At 66.8% G+C, this 17,561-nt stretch carries 19 protein-coding genes; 15 read left to right on the top strand and 4 right to left on the bottom strand.

Going from position 1 to position 17,561, the window contains the following annotated elements; genetic code table 11:
- Window positions 1–98: 98 nt before the first annotated feature.
- The 5 genes from H7A86_RS06915 to H7A86_RS06895 all read left to right on the top strand — a co-directional run bounded on the left by H7A86_RS06915 (window position 99) and on the right by H7A86_RS06895 (window position 4,692).
- On the top strand, window positions 99–1,151 hold the full coding sequence (locus H7A86_RS06915) for a cation diffusion facilitator family transporter (RefSeq protein WP_104583444.1): 1,053 nt from the start codon (window positions 99–101) through the stop codon (window positions 1,149–1,151).
- Between the two features lie 284 nt (window positions 1,152–1,435).
- Window positions 1,436–1,909 (top strand): FKBP-type peptidyl-prolyl cis-trans isomerase, encoded by a 474-nt coding sequence (locus H7A86_RS06910; protein ID WP_047130752.1) that lies wholly within the window; start codon window positions 1,436–1,438, stop codon window positions 1,907–1,909.
- Between the two features lie 124 nt (window positions 1,910–2,033).
- Window positions 2,034–3,410, top strand: a complete 1,377-nt coding sequence (locus H7A86_RS06905; protein WP_119132384.1) for an Hsp70 family protein — start codon at window positions 2,034–2,036, stop codon at window positions 3,408–3,410.
- A 189-nt stretch (window positions 3,411–3,599) separates the two neighbouring features.
- A complete protein-coding gene (locus H7A86_RS06900; RefSeq protein ID WP_010366034.1) occupies window positions 3,600–3,785 on the top strand; it encodes a hypothetical protein in 186 nt (61 codons plus the stop codon).
- Window positions 3,786–4,098: 313 nt separating this feature from the next.
- Window positions 4,099–4,692, top strand: coding sequence for a mechanosensitive ion channel family protein (locus H7A86_RS06895; RefSeq protein ID WP_180708059.1), 594 nt, complete (start codon window positions 4,099–4,101; stop codon window positions 4,690–4,692).
- A 173-nt stretch (window positions 4,693–4,865) separates the two neighbouring features.
- Here H7A86_RS06895 and H7A86_RS06890 read toward each other — a convergent pair whose 3' ends face one another.
- Window positions 4,866–5,132, bottom strand: a complete 267-nt coding sequence (locus H7A86_RS06890; RefSeq protein WP_115676432.1) for a DksA/TraR family C4-type zinc finger protein — start codon at window positions 5,130–5,132, stop codon at window positions 4,866–4,868.
- Between the two features lie 131 nt (window positions 5,133–5,263).
- On the opposite strand from H7A86_RS06890, the gene H7A86_RS06885 reads away from it, so the two are divergent.
- A complete protein-coding gene (locus tag H7A86_RS06885) occupies window positions 5,264–5,518 on the top strand; it encodes a DUF2789 domain-containing protein (RefSeq protein WP_115676431.1) in 255 nt (84 codons plus the stop codon).
- A 174-nt stretch (window positions 5,519–5,692) separates the two neighbouring features.
- Here the strand turns inward: H7A86_RS06885 and H7A86_RS06880 are convergent, their stop codons facing one another.
- The gene (locus tag H7A86_RS06880; RefSeq protein WP_003489471.1) at window positions 5,693–5,866 is read right to left on the bottom strand and encodes a DUF1328 domain-containing protein; all 174 of its coding nucleotides are present in this window, start codon (window positions 5,864–5,866) and stop codon (window positions 5,693–5,695) included.
- A 175-nt stretch (window positions 5,867–6,041) separates the two neighbouring features.
- Between H7A86_RS06880 and H7A86_RS06875 the strand changes: the two genes are divergently transcribed.
- From H7A86_RS06875 to H7A86_RS06865, 3 genes are all read left to right on the top strand, one after another.
- The gene (locus tag H7A86_RS06875; RefSeq protein WP_104583449.1) at window positions 6,042–6,569 is read left to right on the top strand and encodes a M48 family metallopeptidase; all 528 of its coding nucleotides are present in this window, start codon (window positions 6,042–6,044) and stop codon (window positions 6,567–6,569) included.
- 186 nt (window positions 6,570–6,755) lie between these two features.
- Window positions 6,756–8,006, top strand: a complete 1,251-nt coding sequence (locus tag H7A86_RS06870; RefSeq protein ID WP_119132386.1) for a 2OG-Fe(II) oxygenase — start codon at window positions 6,756–6,758, stop codon at window positions 8,004–8,006.
- Window positions 8,007–8,162: 156 nt separating this feature from the next.
- A complete protein-coding gene (locus H7A86_RS06865; protein WP_115676429.1) occupies window positions 8,163–9,263 on the top strand; it encodes a Glu/Leu/Phe/Val dehydrogenase dimerization domain-containing protein in 1,101 nt (366 codons plus the stop codon).
- A gap of 76 nt (window positions 9,264–9,339) precedes the next feature.
- On the opposite strand, the gene H7A86_RS06860 is transcribed toward H7A86_RS06865, so the two are convergent.
- A complete protein-coding gene (locus H7A86_RS06860; protein ID WP_119132387.1) occupies window positions 9,340–12,189 on the bottom strand; it encodes a S8 family serine peptidase in 2,850 nt (949 codons plus the stop codon).
- 184 nt (window positions 12,190–12,373) lie between these two features.
- On the opposite strand from H7A86_RS06860, the gene H7A86_RS06855 reads away from it, so the two are divergent.
- Window positions 12,374–13,549: a thiolase family protein gene (locus tag H7A86_RS06855; protein ID WP_119132388.1), complete on the top strand. Its 1,176-nt coding sequence runs from the start codon at window positions 12,374–12,376 to the stop codon at window positions 13,547–13,549.
- A gap of 122 nt (window positions 13,550–13,671) precedes the next feature.
- A complete protein-coding gene (locus tag H7A86_RS06850) occupies window positions 13,672–14,013 on the top strand; it encodes a hypothetical protein (RefSeq protein WP_104585815.1) in 342 nt (113 codons plus the stop codon).
- A gap of 7 nt (window positions 14,014–14,020) precedes the next feature.
- Here H7A86_RS06850 and H7A86_RS20950 read toward each other — a convergent pair whose 3' ends face one another.
- The gene (locus tag H7A86_RS20950; RefSeq protein WP_232099279.1) at window positions 14,021–14,269 is read right to left on the bottom strand and encodes a hypothetical protein; all 249 of its coding nucleotides are present in this window, start codon (window positions 14,267–14,269) and stop codon (window positions 14,021–14,023) included.
- Here H7A86_RS20950 and H7A86_RS06845 point away from each other — a divergent pair.
- The 4 genes from H7A86_RS06845 (at window position 14,253) to H7A86_RS06830 (ending at window position 17,421) form a co-directional block, all read left to right on the top strand.
- Window positions 14,253–14,579 (top strand): XAC1346 family secretion chaperone, encoded by a 327-nt coding sequence (locus H7A86_RS06845; RefSeq protein WP_104585817.1) that lies wholly within the window; start codon window positions 14,253–14,255, stop codon window positions 14,577–14,579. The two genes, H7A86_RS20950 and H7A86_RS06845, sit on opposite strands and share 17 nt — an antisense overlap.
- A gap of 116 nt (window positions 14,580–14,695) precedes the next feature.
- A complete protein-coding gene (locus H7A86_RS06840) occupies window positions 14,696–16,405 on the top strand; it encodes a diguanylate cyclase (RefSeq protein WP_119132389.1) in 1,710 nt (569 codons plus the stop codon).
- 96 nt (window positions 16,406–16,501) lie between these two features.
- On the top strand, window positions 16,502–17,059 hold the full coding sequence (locus H7A86_RS06835; RefSeq protein WP_104650541.1) for a bactofilin family protein: 558 nt from the start codon (window positions 16,502–16,504) through the stop codon (window positions 17,057–17,059).
- Window positions 17,056–17,421 (top strand): hypothetical protein, encoded by a 366-nt coding sequence (locus tag H7A86_RS06830; protein ID WP_119128983.1) that lies wholly within the window; start codon window positions 17,056–17,058, stop codon window positions 17,419–17,421. The genes H7A86_RS06835 and H7A86_RS06830 overlap by 4 nt, the downstream gene beginning before the upstream one ends.
- The last annotated feature ends 140 nt before the right edge of the window (window positions 17,422–17,561 follow it).

The following is a 17,561-nucleotide window of genomic DNA, read 5'->3' as shown; positions in this document are numbered from 1 at the left end:
GCGATTCCTGAGAGTTGAAACGGGTGTGAATTGTAGCCTCCCTGCCGCGCGATCACGTCTCCGGCACGGCACCAGCGCGATAGTGCGGCGCTTGTCGAATGCCCTGCAGGTCGCGCGTGTCCAACCCATCGGTTCCCCAAGCCCCCGGCGCTGCGCCAGGACCCACCGAGCCCGCGGCTGGCGAACCGGGCGCGGCAAAAAAGACCGGCTCGCATCTGGTGGTCTACGTCGCGCTGGCCGGCAACCTTGCCATCGCGGTCGCAAAATTCATTGCCGCAGGGATTTCGGGCAGCTCGGCGATGCTCAGCGAAGGCGTGCACTCGCTGGTGGATACCGTCAACGAAGTCCTGCTGCTGTACGGCCTGCGCCGCGCAGCGCAGGCACCGACGCCGACCCATCCGTTCGGTTACGGGCGCGAGCTGTACTTCTGGAGTTTCATCGTTGCGCTGCTGGTGTTCGCGATGGGCGCAGGCGTGTCGCTGTACGAAGGCATCGTGCATCTGCGCAACCCCGAGCCGGCCAAGAGCCATCTGGTCGCCTACATCGTGCTCGGCGTGTCGATCGTGTTCGAAGGCATTTCCTGGGTGGTGGCGCTGCGCGAATTCCGCGCCAAGAAGGGCCGCATGGGGTATTTCCAGGCATTCCGGCAGAGCAAGGACCCCAGCACGTTCACCGTGCTGCTGGAAGACAGTGCCGCCTTGATCGGCTTGTTCATGGCGGTACTGGGCCTGGCCGGCGCGCAATTGCTGGACATGCCCGAGCTCGATGGCATCGCCTCGATCGGCATTGCCTGCGTGCTGGCCTTCACCGCATTCCTGTTGGCGCGCGAAACCAAGGGCCTGCTGATCGGCGAACCCGCGCATGCGCACGTCACCGAATCGCTGCTGCGCATTGCCGCCAGCGATCCGGACGTGCGTGCCGCCAATGGCGTATTGACCATGCAGATGGGCCCGAACCAGGTGGTCGCCGCCCTGAGCGCCGAGTTCGAGGACAGCCGCACCACCCCGCAGATCGAGGCCTGCGTCGGGCGCATCGAAGCGGCCGCGAAGCGCCAGCACCCCGAACTCACCGCGCTGTTCATCAAGCCGCAGACACCGGAAACCTGGCATGCGCGGCGTGTCCAGATGGAACAGGGTGCCGAGAAGGAATAGCGCGCTGCAGGCCGTGGATTGCGCGCGATGCGATCCGCTGCGATACGGCCAACCGCTGCACAGTGTTGCGCATGGCGCTGCTGACGTTCGAGCACCGATGCAGCGCCAGGAATGGGCCGCATCGCAGAGCTGACAGCGTCACCACCAAGCTGATCCTCGCCATAACCGCCGCCGCGGCTGCGGTTGCATCGCCCGGGGCGATTGCCTACGGTAGGCGGGCACCAACTCCTGGCGTCGTGAGTCAGCCGACGCATCCCACTCGATCATCAGCATGGAGGTTTCCGATGGAAATCAGCCAGGGTCGCGTTGCGACCATTCATTACACCCTTTCCGACGACAGCGGCCAGGTCCTGGACCGTTCGACGCCAGACACGCCGTTGAGCTATCTGCACGGCGCCGGCAACATCGTGCCCGGCCTGGAACAGGCGCTGGACGGCAAGCGCAGCGGCGAGACGCTCACTGCCGACGTGGTGCCCGAACAAGGCTACGGGCCGCGCCACGCGCAGCTGATCCAGCAGGTGCCGCGCGCGGCATTCCCGACCGATGTCGAGGTCGTGCCGGGCGTGCAGTTCGAGGCGCGCACGCAGCAGGGCCCGGTGCTGGTCACCGTCACCGAGGTCGGCCCGGAACAGGTCACCGTCGACGGCAACCATCCGCTGGCCGGGCAGACCCTGCACTTTGCGGTCGAAGTCGTCGACGTGCGCGAAGCCACCACCGAGGAACTGAACGAAGGCCAGGTCGCCAGCGTCGCTGCCTGACCCTGCGTGCCGCGTGCCGGCGGGCATGCGGCACGTCGCTTGCTGCGACGTCCGAACGCGGGGCGATGGGCGTCGCCGGCGGCAGAAGTAGTAAAGTGCGCGGCCCGCTCACAGGCCCGTCCGCATGAAACTCGGCATCGACTTCGGTACCAGCAATTCCGCCGCTGCGGCGATCGTCGATGGCCAGGTGGTGCCGGTGCGCTTCGGCGAGGCCCTGCAGTTCCGCACCACGGTGTATTTCCCCGACACGATGCGCGACCCGGACGATTTCAGCCTGACCCCGGCGCTGGAATACGAGGTCGAACGGCTGATCGACTCCGGCCGTCGCGACGCCGCCGCCGCCGGCCGCGCCTCCAGCACCGAGAGCCTGCGCCGCGACGCGATCCGCATCGTGCGCCGCCAATGGATGGAAGAGCAGGTGCGCGAGCCGCGCAGCTCGGCCGCCCTGCTGCAGAACGCGGTCTACGGCGACGAAGCGCTGGATGCGTACTTCCTGGAAGGCGAAGGCAGCCTGGTGCAGAGCCCCAAATCGATGCTGGGCTACAACCTGCATCCGCGCGCGCGCCAGACAATCACCGGCATCGCCACGCACGTGCTGGAGCACATCCGGCTCACCGCCTCGCGCCAGTTCGACATCAACATCCGCAGCGCCACGCTGGGCCGCCCGGTGCAGTTCCGCAGTTCCATCGGCGAGGCCGGCAACGCGCAGGCATTGGAAATCCTGCAGACCGCCGCGATCGCCGCCGGCTTCGACCAAGTGGATTTCCTCGAAGAACCCGCAGCGGCCGCGATGCACTACCACGTCAGTCACGACAGCCGTCATGACACCGTGGTAGTGGACATCGGCGGCGGCACCACCGACATCGCCCATGCCAGCGTCGGCGGCAGCGCCGCGCCGCAGGTCCACCGCGCCTGGGGCATCGCGCGCGGCGGTACCGACATCGATCTGGCGCTCAGTCTGGCCGCCTACATGCCGCTGTTCGGCCGCGGCATCACCCGCGTGCCCACCCACCACTACGTGGAAGCGGCGATGGTGCAGGACATGACCCGCCAGCGCGAATTCCGCCTGCACAAGTACCAGGACGTCCCCGCCCCGTTCGACAAGCGCCTGCAGGCGCTGCAGGACACCGGCAACACCGCGCGCCTGTACCGCGGCGTGGAAGCCTGCAAGATCGCACTCAGCGAGCGCGACCGGCATCAGGCCGCACTGGACTTCATCGAACGCGGGCTGGACGTGGAGGTGCAGGCCAGCGCGCTGGTCGCGTCCGCTTCCAACTATCTGGGCGAACTTGAAGGCCTGCTCGCACAGGTTCGTGCCGACCTGGCTGCGCCGCCCGCGACACTGTTCCTGACCGGCGGCATGTCGCGCGCCGGCTATATCCGCGACACGGTGGCAGCCGCGTTCCCGGAATCGCGCCTGGTGCAGGGCGACCCGTCCTTCGGCGTGGTGCAGGGCCTGGCCTGGGCAGCGGCCGCCGGGGCCCGCCCGTCGGGCGGTTAAGGCAACCCGCGCTCGCATCCCTTATAATGCACGGTTGCTGCATGATGCTTAGCCGTCTTGTCAGCAAGGCACGCTTGCCGTGCCACCGCGATTGCGCACCGAACGCGACCGCACCTCTCGACACCGCTTCCGCGCGCGCCACCCTAGCCGCACGCGGTGTCATTGCACTTCCCCGCTACAGGAGGCCACATGGCACGTCCCGCGACCAAGCAGAAATCCCAGCCCAGCATCGCTCGCAGCGAAGGCAAGTCGCAGCCGCTCAGTCGTGAGCGCATCGCTGCCGACATCGCCGCGTTCCGCAAGACCGGCGGCCGGATCGAAGTGCTCACCACCAACTTCGGCCCTGCGCGAAACGACGGCGACAAGATCGCTTAAGCGTTACCCGCAATCGAAAAGCGTTGAACCGACGTGCCACCGCAAGGTGGCACGTTCGTTTCCGGCCCTGGGCGTTGCGGGCGTCCGGCATCGTCATCGATGCGCCCCCGACCAACATGCGATGCCGGCCCAGTGGCGCCATCGCCGGTCCCCAGCGGCAACGCCGCGGCGATATGCGCGATCCCGCAAGCCATCGCAGCAGCCATGAGCGCGCCCTGCCGTCGCCACCGCTGCGCGCACATTCACCCCGCGCACCGGCCGCGCAACGACGGCCCCGTTACAATGAGGGTTCTCCACGAACCTGCACGATGTGATGTCCGCGTCCGACGCTTTGCCCACGATGATCCGTAGCCTGCTGCCGCACTGGAACCCGCAGTGGCTGACCGTCGCCGTAGTGACGGTGCAGATCGTGTTGATCCTCAGCGTTGCCGCACTGGTTCGGCTGCTGCTGCGGCAAGTGCTGCGACGCCTGTGTACGCGCTACAGCCTGCCGGCGGAAATGATGATCGGCATCCGTCGCGTGGGCAGCTTCGTCATTTCCGTCACTGCGGTGCTGACGGTACTGAACGTGCTGGGCGTCTCCAGCGGCACCTTGTGGACGGCGTTCACCGGATTTGCGGCAGTTGGTGCAGTGGCGTTCTTCGCGGCATGGAGCGTGCTGTCCAATATCTTCTGCACCTTCCTGATCATCACCACGCGCCCGTTCCGCCTGCACGACCATATCGAACTGCTGGAAGGCGGCGACAAGCCCGGCCTGAAGGGCCGGGTGATCGACATCAACGTGATTTACACGACCCTGGAAGAAACCGGCGACCACGCCGGTAGCGTGCTGCAGGTTCCCAACAGCCTGTTCTTCCAGCGCACCACGCGGCGCTGGCGCGAGACCAGCCACTTCACCCCCAACTGAGCGTAGGCGCCAGCAGTGCCCGATAACACCTGGCCGGCGGCTTTCAGAGGTGCGGTCGGCGCATCGGCCGCTGCGGCGTACCATCGGCACAGGCCGTCACGCGCACCGGCCGCGCCCGCTTTTGCGCCTAGCCCAGTCGTCGGTTGGCCGCGCTGGAACGCCCCGCATGGCGATCAACGCAGCTGGCTGTCCTTGCTGCCACGACGGTTGTAGCCGCCTTGCGCGGCCTGCTCCTGGTCGTGCGCCTGCTGACAGTTCACGCATAAATGCACCCCCGGCACCGCCTTGCGGCGTGCCTCGGGAATGGGGGCATCGCATTCTTCGCAATGCGTCAGGCTCGGGCCTTGCGGCAGCTGGCTCCGCGCGCGCTTGATCGCATCCTCGACGGTCGCATCGATCTGGTCCTGCACCGCCCCATCACCTGCCCATCCGGTCGCCATGATCGCCTCGGCTTGTCTGCTCAGAATTGGAATATGGGCATGCGCACGGGCAAATCCAAGCCACACGTGCACAGTGCGCTCAAACCAGGTGCTTTAGCATCCGCTCATCCGCACTCTTCGAGGAAGTCGCAATGGAACAACCCGTCCACCCGTTCTCCGAACTATTTTCCCAGTTGGGCCTGCCATCGGACGAAGTCAGCATTCGCGGCTTCATCGATGAACACTCGCCGCTGCCGGGCGACATGCGTCTGGAAGAGGCGCCCTTCTGGACGCCGGCACAGGCGCAGCTGTTGCGTGAAGAACGCCTCGACGATGCCGACTGGATCGTGACCATCGATCAACTCAATATTGCGCTGCATACCACTGCCGAGAACACCGGCGTCTGATCTGCGCACGCGGGCAGCGATCGCCCTGCGCTCGACCTCGCTCGCGGCCCCGCTGTCGTTGTCTCGGTTCAGCAGATGGCAGGAACAAAAAAGGAGCGGCCAATGGCTGCTCCTTCTGCTTTCCGGGTGATGCGGCCGGCCTGCAAAGCGCACGCCGCAGCCACGCCCTGCGGGTCAGGTCACCTTCTTGGCGATCGTCATGCCGAGCACGAACAGCACGATGGCGATGATGATGCCGGCCCAGAACAGGAACTTGGCAATCCCCATCGCAGCGCCTGCCATGCCGCCAAATCCGAGCGCACCGGCAATCAGTCCGATGATGGCGAAAATAATGGCCCACTTGATCATGTTTGTTGTCTCCTCATCCGGCACGGTGCCGTGTTCAGTCGTGTGCTTGCGCGGTCGTGCCGCAAAACATGCGCTGCACGCTACGCATCCGGATGTGCCGCATTCGTGAATACGCCTGACACACGACGCCACATTCGTGCATGCACCGTCGCCAGCAGCACCCGCATCGGCGATCATGCGCACTTCGCAGCAATCGATTGGCATGGACACTCTTCGCTACCTCGCCGGTTACCCGCCCGCCGTGCTGGATCAGGTGCGCGAGCTGATCGCGCAGGACAAACTCGCCCTGGTGCTGGCACGCCGCTACCCGGATCGCCACACGATCCGCAGCGACCGGCAGTTGTACGACTACGTCAAGGCCATGAAGGAGCGCTACATGCGCTCCTCGCCCACCGTGCACAAGGCACTCTACGACAACCATCTGCAGGTGGTGAAGCATGCACTGGGCACGCACACGGCGATCTCGCGCGTCCACGGCAGCCGCCTCAAGGCCAGCCGCGAGATCCGCATCGCCTCGGTCTTCCGCGACGCGCCCGAACCGTTCCTGCAGATGATCGTCGCCCACGAGCTGGCCCACCTGAAAGAAGCCGACCACAACAAGGCCTTCTACCAGCTGTGCAACCACATGCGCCCGGACTACCACCAACTGGAGTTCGACCTGCGCCTGTATCTGACCCAGCTGGCGCTGTCCACGGACGCCTGATCGCGCACCGGCAGGCGAAGGCAGCGCGGCCAGGTCGCCGCCCGTCCGTGGCGGCCGGTTGCAAGGCCGGCAAGCACCATCTGCACCGATCACCGGCACTGCTGCCCTCCACCTGGCCTCGGGCGGCATCCGTGCCCGCCCGAGGTCAGATACGACAGGGGGGCTGGCCTCTCCTAGAATGCGGCCATGCAGGCACCGTCCCTCCAGCAGCTCACCGATGCCGCGCAGACCGCGCAACCTGCAGCAATGACGGCGTTGGCACATGCATTGGTGCGCATGGGGCAGGCCGAGCAGGCGCTGGACTGGTACACGCGGAGTGCGGCCGCAGGCGATGCCAGCGCGCAGATCGAAGCCGGCCGCATGCTGGCCTACGGTGTCGGGTGCGAGGTGGACGTGGCCCAGGCGCTGACCCACTGGCAGCAGGCCGAACGCCAGGATGTGGCGGCAGCGCGCTATCTGTTGGCGACCCTGGCCGTCACCGACAACCCTGTAGCGCTGGACGTGCAGGCGGCCTCTCGCCTACGGGCCGCAGCCGCTGCCGACCATCCGCCTGCGCTGCGCGCGCTGGCCATCCAGCACGGCCGGATCGATCACCCCGCGCAGCAACGCCGCTGCGTTACCTTGCTGGAGCGCGCGGCCGCAGCCGGCGATGCAGTGGCGGCCGCGCTGCTGGCCGAGCGCCTGCTGCGTGGCGAAGGTGTCCCGCCGCAGCCCGACGCCGCGGCCCAGCTGCTGCGGCAATTGCAACCGCTGGGCATTGCCGCGCCGCCTGCCGTGCGGATCACGCCACCGGATCCGGGCGGCGACGATCAGCGCATCGGTTTCGCTGCCCGACACATCGCCGCGCGCCGCCATGACGCGCCCATGATCGAAGAAATCTCCGGCGTGCTGTCTGCCGACGAGTGCCGCTTGCTGATGTTGCTGGCGCGGCCGCACCTGCGCGCCTCCGAGGTGGTCGACCCCGACGATGCGAGCACACGCCGCGCGCCGATCCGCACCAGCCGCGGCGCCACGCTGGACCCGATCCTCGAAGACTTTGCCGCGCGTGCGGCGCAGGCGCGCGTGGCGGCCTGCGCGCAGCTGCCGTTGACCCATGCCGAAGCGCTGTCGGTGCTGTGCTACGCGCCGGGTGAGCAGTATCGTGCGCATCGCGACTATCTGCCGCCCGGCACGATCGCCGCCGACCGCCCCACTGCCGGCAATCGCCTTCGCACCGCCTGCGTCTACCTCAACGACGTCGACGCAGGTGGCGACACCGACTTCCCGGTCGCGGGCGTGCGCGTGCGTCCACGTGCCGGGTCGGTGGTGTGCTTTGACAACCTGCACGCCGATGGCCGCCCCGACCCCGACTCGCTGCACGCCGGCCTGCCGGTCAGCGCAGGGACGAAATGGCTGGGAACCCTGTGGTTTCGGCAGCGGCGCTATCGGCATTGGTGAACAGATTCATACACCAGCCCCCGCCGACGTGGTTTAAAATGTTGCAGCGCGACGTGATCGGACAGGGTCTGCAGACGTCGCGTTTTTGTTTCCCATTGCACGGGTTCCGGCCCGGCCTCAGGGAAGGCACATCACGCAGCCCCCGCGGAGCCTTCGATGCTTTTCGAAACCCTCGACACCACCGGCCACGAGCAGGTGATCTTCTGTCACAACCGCGACGCCGGCCTGAAAGCGATCATCGCCTTGCACAGCACCCGTCTCGGGCCTGCGCTGGGTGGCGTGCGCATGCGCCCGTACCCCAATAGCGAGGCGGCGCTCAACGATGCGCTGCGGCTCAGCCGCACCATGACCTACAAGAACGCGCTGGCCGGATTGAATGTGGGCGGCGGCAAGGCGGTGATCATCGGCGACCCCAGAAGCGACAAGAGCGAAGCGCTGTTTCGCGCGTTCGGCCGCTTTGTCGACACCCTGGGCGGACGCTATATCACCTCCGAGGACGTCGGCACCGACGTCAACGATATGGAACAGATCTATCTGGAGAGCGAGTACGTCACCGGCGTCCATCAGGTGCACCGCGGCTCCGGCGACCCGGCCCCGTTCACCGCCTATGGCGCGTTGCAGGCACTGATGGCCTCGCTCAATCGCAGGCTCGGCCACGAGGAAGTCGGCAAGGCCAGCATCGCGATCCAGGGCCTGGGCCATATCGGCATGGAGCTGGTGAAACTGCTCAAGGAACGCGGCGCCAAACTCTATGTGGCCGACCTGAACCCGGCGTTGGTGGACCGCGCGGTGGCCGAATACGGCGCCGAAGCGGTGAGCATCGAGGAGATCTACCAGGTGCCGGCCGATGTGTTCGCACCGTGCGCGCTGGAAGGGGCGATCAACGAAGACACACTGCCGCGGCTGAAGGCCAAGATCATCTGTGGCACCGCCAATAACCAGCTTGCCAGTGCTGCCATCGGCGAAGAACTGCACAAGCGCGGCATCCTGTATGCGCCCGATTACGTGGTCAATGCCGGCGGCGTGATGAATGTGTCGCTGGAGATCGACGGCTACAACCGCGAACGCGCGATGCGCCTGATCCGCAGCATCTATCACAACCTGGAAAAGGTGTTCGACCTGTCCACCCGCTTGGGCGTCGCGCCGCAGCAGGCAGCCGACCAGATTGCCGAGGCGCGGATCGAGGCCATCAGCAAGCTCAAACTGCCGCTGGGCCGCACCGCACCGCGTTTTCTGCACAAGCTGCGCGGCGAGTGATCCACCTGCCCAGGCACCTTGCCTGGACAGGTGCACCACCGATCACACACCAACGCTCACCCATGCAACGCGCCGATCAGAAATCGGCGCTGTAGCGCAGGCTCAGCGCGCGATCGTCACCGCGCTCGCCCACCCGCTGGTCATAGCCGAATCGCAACTGGCTCTGCTGTCCCAACGGCGCGGCCGCGGTGATGCCGAACAGCCCACCCGAGCGCGCCGGCTGCATGCCGCGCAATGGTGCCCATGCATCCACGCCGATGAAGCTGGCATCGAGCATCAGACCTTCGCTGCTCAACGCCTGCTGCCATTCGGCATAACCGCCGAGTTGCACGCCGCGCCAGCGATAGGCCGAACGCACACCGGCCAGCACCTGGGTGCGCGAGGACGTGCTGGCATCGGCACGCAAGCCGAAGCCGTCGCCACCGCTTTCGCGGAACCCTTCGCTGCGCAGGCGCACGTAATCCACGCCCATGTAGGGCGTCAGGCTGGCGCGCGCGCCGCCCAGGCGATATCCGGTTTCCAGGTTGCCGCTGAGGTGACTGCCGCTGTAGTCGCTGAAGGCATTGCTGCGCTCTTCGCCCAGTTGCAGGCTGCGCTCGATCTGCCGGTTGACGTTGCCGAAACCCAGCTGACCCAGCGTGTACGCCGCCCCCAGCGTGGTGCCCCAGTACAGCTGCCCCTGCACCTGCCGGTCGCGCCCGCGTGCACCGTCCAGATCGCCCAGGCTGCTGGAGCGCGTTTCGCCGAAGGCAAAACCGGTGACTGCGCCGGACGCCAGGCGCAGGTCGTTGCCCATCATCCACCCCGAAGTGGCGAATCCCGCGGTGGTCACCCCACCCTCGCCCGGCCCGCCCAGCGCACGCTGCCAGACGCCCAGCAGGCGCGGCTGCTGCGATACCCCATCGAAATGCGCGGCCAACGCACGCCTGCCCAGATCGATGGTGTCGAAGGTCATCGCTGCCGACTCGGCATGCGCACGCCCGGACAGACTCCGCAGCGAATCGGCGGCAGCCCTGGCATCCGGTGACTGCTGCAAGGCCGCTGCGGCGCGGATAAAGCCGCTGCTGATGCCGCCAGCGCCCTGCAGCTGCTGCGCATCCACCTGCTGGAATGCCTGCTCGACACGGATTGCCGAATCCATCGCCGCCGTGCCGGTCATGCCCAGCGTGGCGGCAACGGCGGTGGCATTCAAACTGCGCAGGGCAAGGTAGGCCGTATTGCTGTCGTAGGTCAGCGAGGCATCCAGAAAGGTGACGGCCGCGCCGCGGCTGAGCGTATCGAAGGTGCCCTGCAGCCCGCCGCTGGCCTGCAACAGCGTGTAGGTGGTGTTGTCGACCACGTAATCGCGGCGACCGAGCACCTGCAGATCGCCGGCAATCGTCGCGGTCCCGGTCACGTTCACCCGGTCGCCCACGTTCAGCGCCAGGCGACCGTCGCTGGCCTGGGTGTAGTTGCCTGCGATCGACAGCGTCGCACTGTTGACCTGCAACGTGCCGGCATTATCGACGCGTCCGCCGATCCTGCCCGCGCCGATCAACGCCGCGCCATTGGCAATGCCCACGCGCGCACTCTGCAGGCTGGCCGTCTGCAAGGTGCCCTCCAGCACCTGGGTGTCGCCGTTGAACGTATTGGCGCCACTGCTCAACACCAGCGTGCCGGTGCCGCGTTTGGTCAGGCCACCTGTGCCACTGATGTCGTTGGCCCAGGTGGAACGCAAGGTGTTGACGGTGACATCCACCGTGCCCCAATCGAAGCGCGCCGGCCCCAGCACCGCCTTGCCGACATTGAGCAGGCCGTAGCCGAAGGTCGGGTCGACACCGGCCGCGCCGAGATCGGTCGCCGTTCCCAATAGCGTCTGCCGCACCAGGTCGTTGTCGAAGTAGGGAAACGCCTGCCACACCAGCGCAGCCGCACCGGACACCAGCGGTGCGGCAAACGAGGTGCCGCTGCCATAGAAATAACGGAGATTGCTGGCGGTGGCATCTGGGTCGAGGAACATCGAGGTGCCCGGCGCCACCAGGCAATAGCGCATCGCCACGCCGCAGGCATTGGAATACGACGCCAGCTGCGTGGGATTGGCGGTATCCAGTGCACCGACGACCAGCCAGCCGCGCTCCAGATCGGCGGCCGGCAGCGTGCCGTTCGGGCCCACCTGACTGGGCAGCGCGGCGGTATCGGACGGTTGCGATCTGGATTCGTTACCCGACGCGAACACCACCAGCCCATCGTTGCCGATGACGAACGGCCGGTATTCCTGCGCGATCTGGTTGGTGACGGCCGGGTCGTTCCAATACAGCCCGCCCCACGAGTTGTTCATGATGCGCACGCCTGCATTGACCAGATCGGCATGCACCGGCGCCAGGCCAAGCGGACCATCGACCTGGTTGCCTTCGCCGCTGCCGTCATCGTCCGGTGCTTCGTCGCTGATGATGCGTGCCGATACCAGGCCGGCGCCGCTGGCGATGCCGCCCGGCCACTGGCCCACTGCGCGCCCGGCTGCCAATTGCGCCACGACGGTGCCGTGGCCCACCACATCGCCTGCGGCGACATTGTTCGTGCGCGGATCCACATAGATGAAGCTGTCGCTGACCCGCCCCTGCAGGGCCGGATGATTGGTATTGATGCCGGTATCGATCACGCCGATGCGATATCCCGCACCGGTGAACCCCAATGCCTGCGCGGCGCGTGCGTTGGTCAGCGTCAAATGCGCATCGATTGCAGGCTCCGGCGTGGTCGGCGGTGCCACCACCGGCGGAGGCGGGGGCGGCGGTGAAGTCGGCGGCGGCGGGGGTGGTGGCGAGGTCGGTGGCGGTGCCGTCGGCGTGCTCGGCCGGATACCACCGCCCCCGCCACCGCCGCCACACGCGGTCAATGCCACGGCCAACGCCGAGGCCAGGACAGTCCTGGCGACGTCTCTCTTCTGCATTTGGATGTTCTCCCCGAACCCATTCCATGGATGGGGCCCAGTCCCGGGCCCGAACGCCGTCTTTATACTGCATCCTCACACCCCTGTCGCAGCTGAGTGCGTAGTGCATGGCGCCGCATCGGCACGTGCTGGCGCGAACCGGGCGCGAGGCAGATAATCGTTTCACTTTCAACGGTATCTCCTCATGTCCGACATCGTCATCGTTGCTGCCAAACGCACTGCCATCGGCTCGTTCCTTGGTCAATTCAACGGTGTGCCGGCGCCGACACTCGCCGCCGCCGCGATCGAAGGTGCGCTGGCGCAGTCCGGCGTCGCGCCGGCCGACATTTCAGAAGTCATCGTCGGCTGCGTCCTGCCGGCCAACCTGGGCCAGGCACCGGCACGGCAGGCGGCGATTGCCGCAGGCATCCCCACCTCGACCGGCGCCACCACCATCAACAAGGTGTGCGGCTCGGGCATGAAGGCGATCATGTTCGGCCACGACCTGATCAAGGCCGGTTCGGCCAGCATCGTGGTCGCCGGCGGCATGGAGTCGATGAGCAACGCGCCGCATCTGCTGCCCAACTCGCGCACCGGCAACCGCTACGGCAACTTCCAGGCGGTCGACCACATGGCCTGGGACGGCCTGACCAATCCCTACGACGGCCAGGCGATGGGCGTGTTCGGCGAGGCCACCGCCGAGAAGTTCGGTTTCAGCCGTGCCGATCAGGATGCGTTTGCGATCGCCTCGGTCGAACGCGCGCAGGCGGCGCAGCGCAACGGCGCGTTCGCCGATGAAATCGTTCCGGTCACGGTGGCCACGCGCAAGGGCGAGGTGGTCGTCGACAGCGACGAGCAACCCGGCAAATCCGACATCGCCAAGATCCCGACCCTGAAGCCGGCCTTCAAGAAGGACGGCAGTGTCACCGCCGCCAGTTCGTCGAGCATCTCCGATGGCGCGGCGATCACCGTGCTGATGCGCGCAGACGAGGCGCAACGGCGTGGCATCGCGCCATTGGCACGCATCGTGGGGCATGTCACCCACTCGCAGGAACCTGAGTGGTTCACCACCGCCCCGGTCGCTGCGATCAAGACCTTGATCGGCAAGATCGGCTGGCAACTGGACGAGGTGGATCTGTTCGAAATCAACGAAGCATTCGCGGTGGTGGCGATGACGCCGATCGCCGAGCTGGGCATTTCGCACGACAAGGTCAACGTCAACGGCGGTGCCTGCGCATTGGGGCATCCGATCGGCGCATCCGGCGCCCGCTTGGTGGTGACATTGGTGAATGCGTTGCGCACGCGCGGTGGCAAGCGCGGAATCGCGACCTTGTGCATCGGCGGCGGCGAGGCGACTGCCATCGCTATCGAATTGATTTAATTGTTTTTAACGGCGATTTTGCAAAACTGAATGCGCGTACGCTTGACACTGGTCTTTGGACCGTCATCATGTCGGGGGCGCGCAATAGCGCGTTGCCTAATCTAACGACGAGGATTGAAACAATGACCATTAACAAGCTGCTGATCGCAATGGCTCTGGGCCTGGCCCTGACCGCTTGCTCGAAGCCGGAACAGGCTCAGGACGCTGCTGCTTCGGCTAACGAAGCCGCTGCCGACGCTCAGACCGCTGCTGACCAGGCTTCCGCCTCGGGCTCGCAGTCGGCTGACGCCGCTCAGGCTGCTGCCAACACCGCCGCTGCTTCGGCTGACACCGCTGCTGACGCTGCTCAGGCTGCTTCCGGCGCCGCCACCGACGCTGCTGCTGACCAGGCTGCCGACGCTGCCAAGACGGCTGAAGACACCGCCGAAGCTGCCAAGGACACCGCCGAAGAAGCCAAGAAGTAATCACTTCTTAGCTCCAAGCGAGTTCGGAGAAAGCCGCTGGTTTCCAGCGGCTTTTTCTTTGCCTGCGATTGGCCGTGAGCGGGTTGCGTCGCTGTCCAAACCGTCGAACGCGCGCCATGTCGCGGCGTGGATGGCGCATGCCGCCTACCGGCTGAATGGCCGGCAGCGCATTGACGCCGGCTGCATCGGTGGGTGCATAAGCTCCGCCTTCCAACACCGGAACAGGAACAGGACCACCCATGAAGACGATCCGCATGCTGTCGTTGAGCGCCATCGCCGCTTTCACTCTCGCCGCTTGCCAGGGCCCTGACGCAGAGCAGGCGCAACGCGATGCCGCCTCCGCTGCCAAGCACGCGGCAGCTGCGACCGAACAGGCTGCCGATCGCGCAGCCGTGCAGGCCAAGGCCGCCACCGCCGATGCACGCGTGGCAGCACGTGAACTGGCCGCCGATGCGAGCCGCGCAACCGCCAACGCCGCAGATGCCACCGCCGACAAGACCCGCGAGATGGCCAACAAGGCCGAGCAGAACGCCGACAAGCACGACGCCGAACATCCGCAGCACTGATCGACCGTGTGACCGTCTCAACAGTTTGCAGATGTGCCGGCCAGATTGCGCCGGCGCATCTGCGTCCTGCCAACGGCAACCTCGTGTTGTCCAGTCTGGCGGGCTAGCATCCGTCCATGCCCTTCTCTTTTACTGCGCGCCGCCGCAACCAGCTGGCGCTGGCGTTTTCCGCCCTGATCTTCATCGCCATCGGTGTCGGCATCTTTGTCGGTGCCCGCCGCTCACTGGCCGACGCGGCACTGGTCTCGCATACGCATGAAGTGATCGGCCGGGTCGACGAGATCCAGGCGCGTGTGCTGGACGCCGAATCGGCGCAGCGCGGCTTTCTGCTGACCGGCAACGATGCCTATCTGCTCGACTATCAGACCAGCGTCGAGCGCCTGCCGATCCTGCTCGACAACCTGCGTCGCCTGATTGCCGACAACTCCGACCAGGTACAGCACCTGGACAGCTTGCGGCGACTGGTGGAAACGCGACTGCAGCAGATCCAGCATGTCCTGGACGTGTACGCGCAGGACGGTCTGGAGCCGGCGCGTGCCGGCATCCGCCAGACCGCCTTCCGCACCACCAGCGCGATCCGCGAGCAAGCGCTGACCATGGTGCAACGCGAGCAGGAACTGTTGACGCAACGCGCCGAAAGCAGCCGGCAGAGTGCGGCCTTGTTGCTGGTGCTGGCACTGGCCGGCATCCCGTTCGGGCTGGCGGTGGTCGGCCTTGTCTATGCCCTGCTGATGCGCGAGCTGCGGCATCGCTCGCAGGCCGAGAAAGAGGCGGCGCAGGCCAATCGCGAGTTGGCCGACAGCGTCGTGGCGCTGCAACGCAGTACCGCCGATCTGAATCTGCTCAGCCGCTACACCGGCCTGCTGCAGGGCTGCATCAGCGCAGAAGAGGCGCTGATGGTGACCAGCCGCACCCTGGCCAGCCTGCTGCCAGGCGTTGCAGGAAGCGTCTATCTGCTGCGTGCCTCGCAGGATCGCGCCGAGGCGATCAGCCACTGGGGCGAGCCGCTGGTGCACAGCGCGCCGCATCTGTTGCCTGAAGAGTGCTGGGCACTGCGCCGTGGTCAACCGCACATCATCGAAGACCTGGCACGGGATGCGCCATGCGCGCATATCGGCGCGCCCGAGCACGGCAGCGCCGTCACCACCGCATGCCTGCCGATGTCTGCGCAAGGCACCCAGCTCGGCTTCCTGTTCCTGTCTTCGCTGGGCCCGGGGCCGATGCCGCGGCTGGAAATCGCCGAGGCGGCCGCCGAACAGCTGTCGTTGGCGCTGAGCAACCTGCGCCTGCGCGAATCGCTGCGCCGGCAGTCGATTCGCGACCCGCTGACCGGGCTGTACAACCGCCGCTATCTGGAAGAATCGCTCAGCCACGAGCTGGCGCGCTGCGCACGCCGCGGCCTGCCGTTGTCGGTGCTGATGCTGGACGTGGACCACTTCAAGCAATTCAACGACAGCCAGGGCCACGCCGGCGGCGATCTGCTGCTGGCGGCACTGGGCGAGTTGCTGCTGACCCGGTTGCGCGCCGAAGACGTGGCCTGCCGCTACGGCGGCGAAGAATTCACGGTCATTCTTCCCGAGGCCGACGGCGCCGAGGCAGCGCGTGTGGCCGAGGCCATTCGCGGCCATATCGCGGCGCTGGCAGTCAGCGACGGCCAGCGCGCGTTGCCGCGGGTGACGGCCTCGATCGGCGTGGCCAGCTTCCCGGTCGATGGCGAACTGGGAGCCAGCCTGCTCCAGAAGGCCGATGCGGCCTTGTACGTGGCCAAGCGCGGCGGCCGTAACCGGGTCGAGCGGCACGGCGCGGCCAGGCCCGCACTGGACTGAGCACGCGCGCCATCGACCTTGGTTTGCGCAATCCGTCACACAAAAGATCGGTCCACGCGGCGATAGTCGGCTTTGATCCCCTGGCGAGGCAGTCCGATGTCGATGTGGCGCGATCAAGGTCCCAACAAGAAAGACGGCGTTCCCGCAGCAGCCGAGGTCCCCGCGGCCGATGGGCGGCTGTTCACTGCCGAGGCCAGCCCGGCGCCGCCGGTCCCTGCCCCCGCTTCCCCCAGTGCCGCGCCCGCAGCGCCTGCACCACAGCGCCACGGCGAGGCCAAGGAGTCGCTGATCGCCGCCGACATCAGCATCGAAGGCAAGATCGAGGGCGCCGGGCACGTCCGCCTGGCTGGCCGCTTCAAGGGCGATGTCAACGTCAAGGGCGATCTCACCATCGAGCGTGGCGCCAAGCTCAACGGCGGCGTCCGTGCCAACAAGGTGATCATCGCCGGCGAGCTGGAGGGCAATATCGAATCGGCCGCGCAGGTGGAACTGCAGACCTCCGGCGTGCTGGTCGGCGACGTCAAGGCCGGCAGCCTGACCGTGGCCTCGGGTGCGCGCATGCGCGGCCAGGCCGATTTCGGCTGGGGCGAGGACACCGGCAAACCGGTCGGGACGGCCAAGCCGGTTGTCAGCGGAGACAGCGACGCCACATGACCGCGCTCCGCCCGGGCACGCCCGGTGCCACGCGCAGCTGCCCGCATTGCAAGGCGACGATCCTGGAAAGCGCCAGCGTCTGCCCTGCGTGCAAGCACCACCTGCGCTTCGACTCGGCGGCGGTGCAGCACGCACAGCCGGCCCCGATCGTGCCGCTCAAGGTGGACGGCACCATCCGCCATCCCGCCGATGGTGATCCGTGGGAATACACCGTGGTGGTGGTGGTGCGCAACGGCAAGGGCGAGGAGATCAGGCGCCAGGTCGTGGACGTGGGCGCGATGCAGGGCGGCGAAGAGCGCGGCTTTACGCTGGCGGTGGAGGCGACCGCCGTGCGCGCGCCTGGACGGCGGGTGCGGCATTAGGGGTTGGGGCGGGGATTGGGGATTGGGGATTGGGGATTGGGGATTGGGGATTGGGGATTGGGGATTGGGGATTGGGAATCGGGAATCGGGAATCGGCGAGGAGGATGCTGGACAGCGCATGCGTGGGTGTTCGATTTCCA

This window comes from Xanthomonas euroxanthea, from assembly GCF_903989455.1.
Classification (GTDB): Bacteria; Pseudomonadota; Gammaproteobacteria; order Xanthomonadales; family Xanthomonadaceae; genus Xanthomonas; species Xanthomonas euroxanthea.
This window is presented reverse-complemented; position numbering and strand designations above follow the sequence as displayed.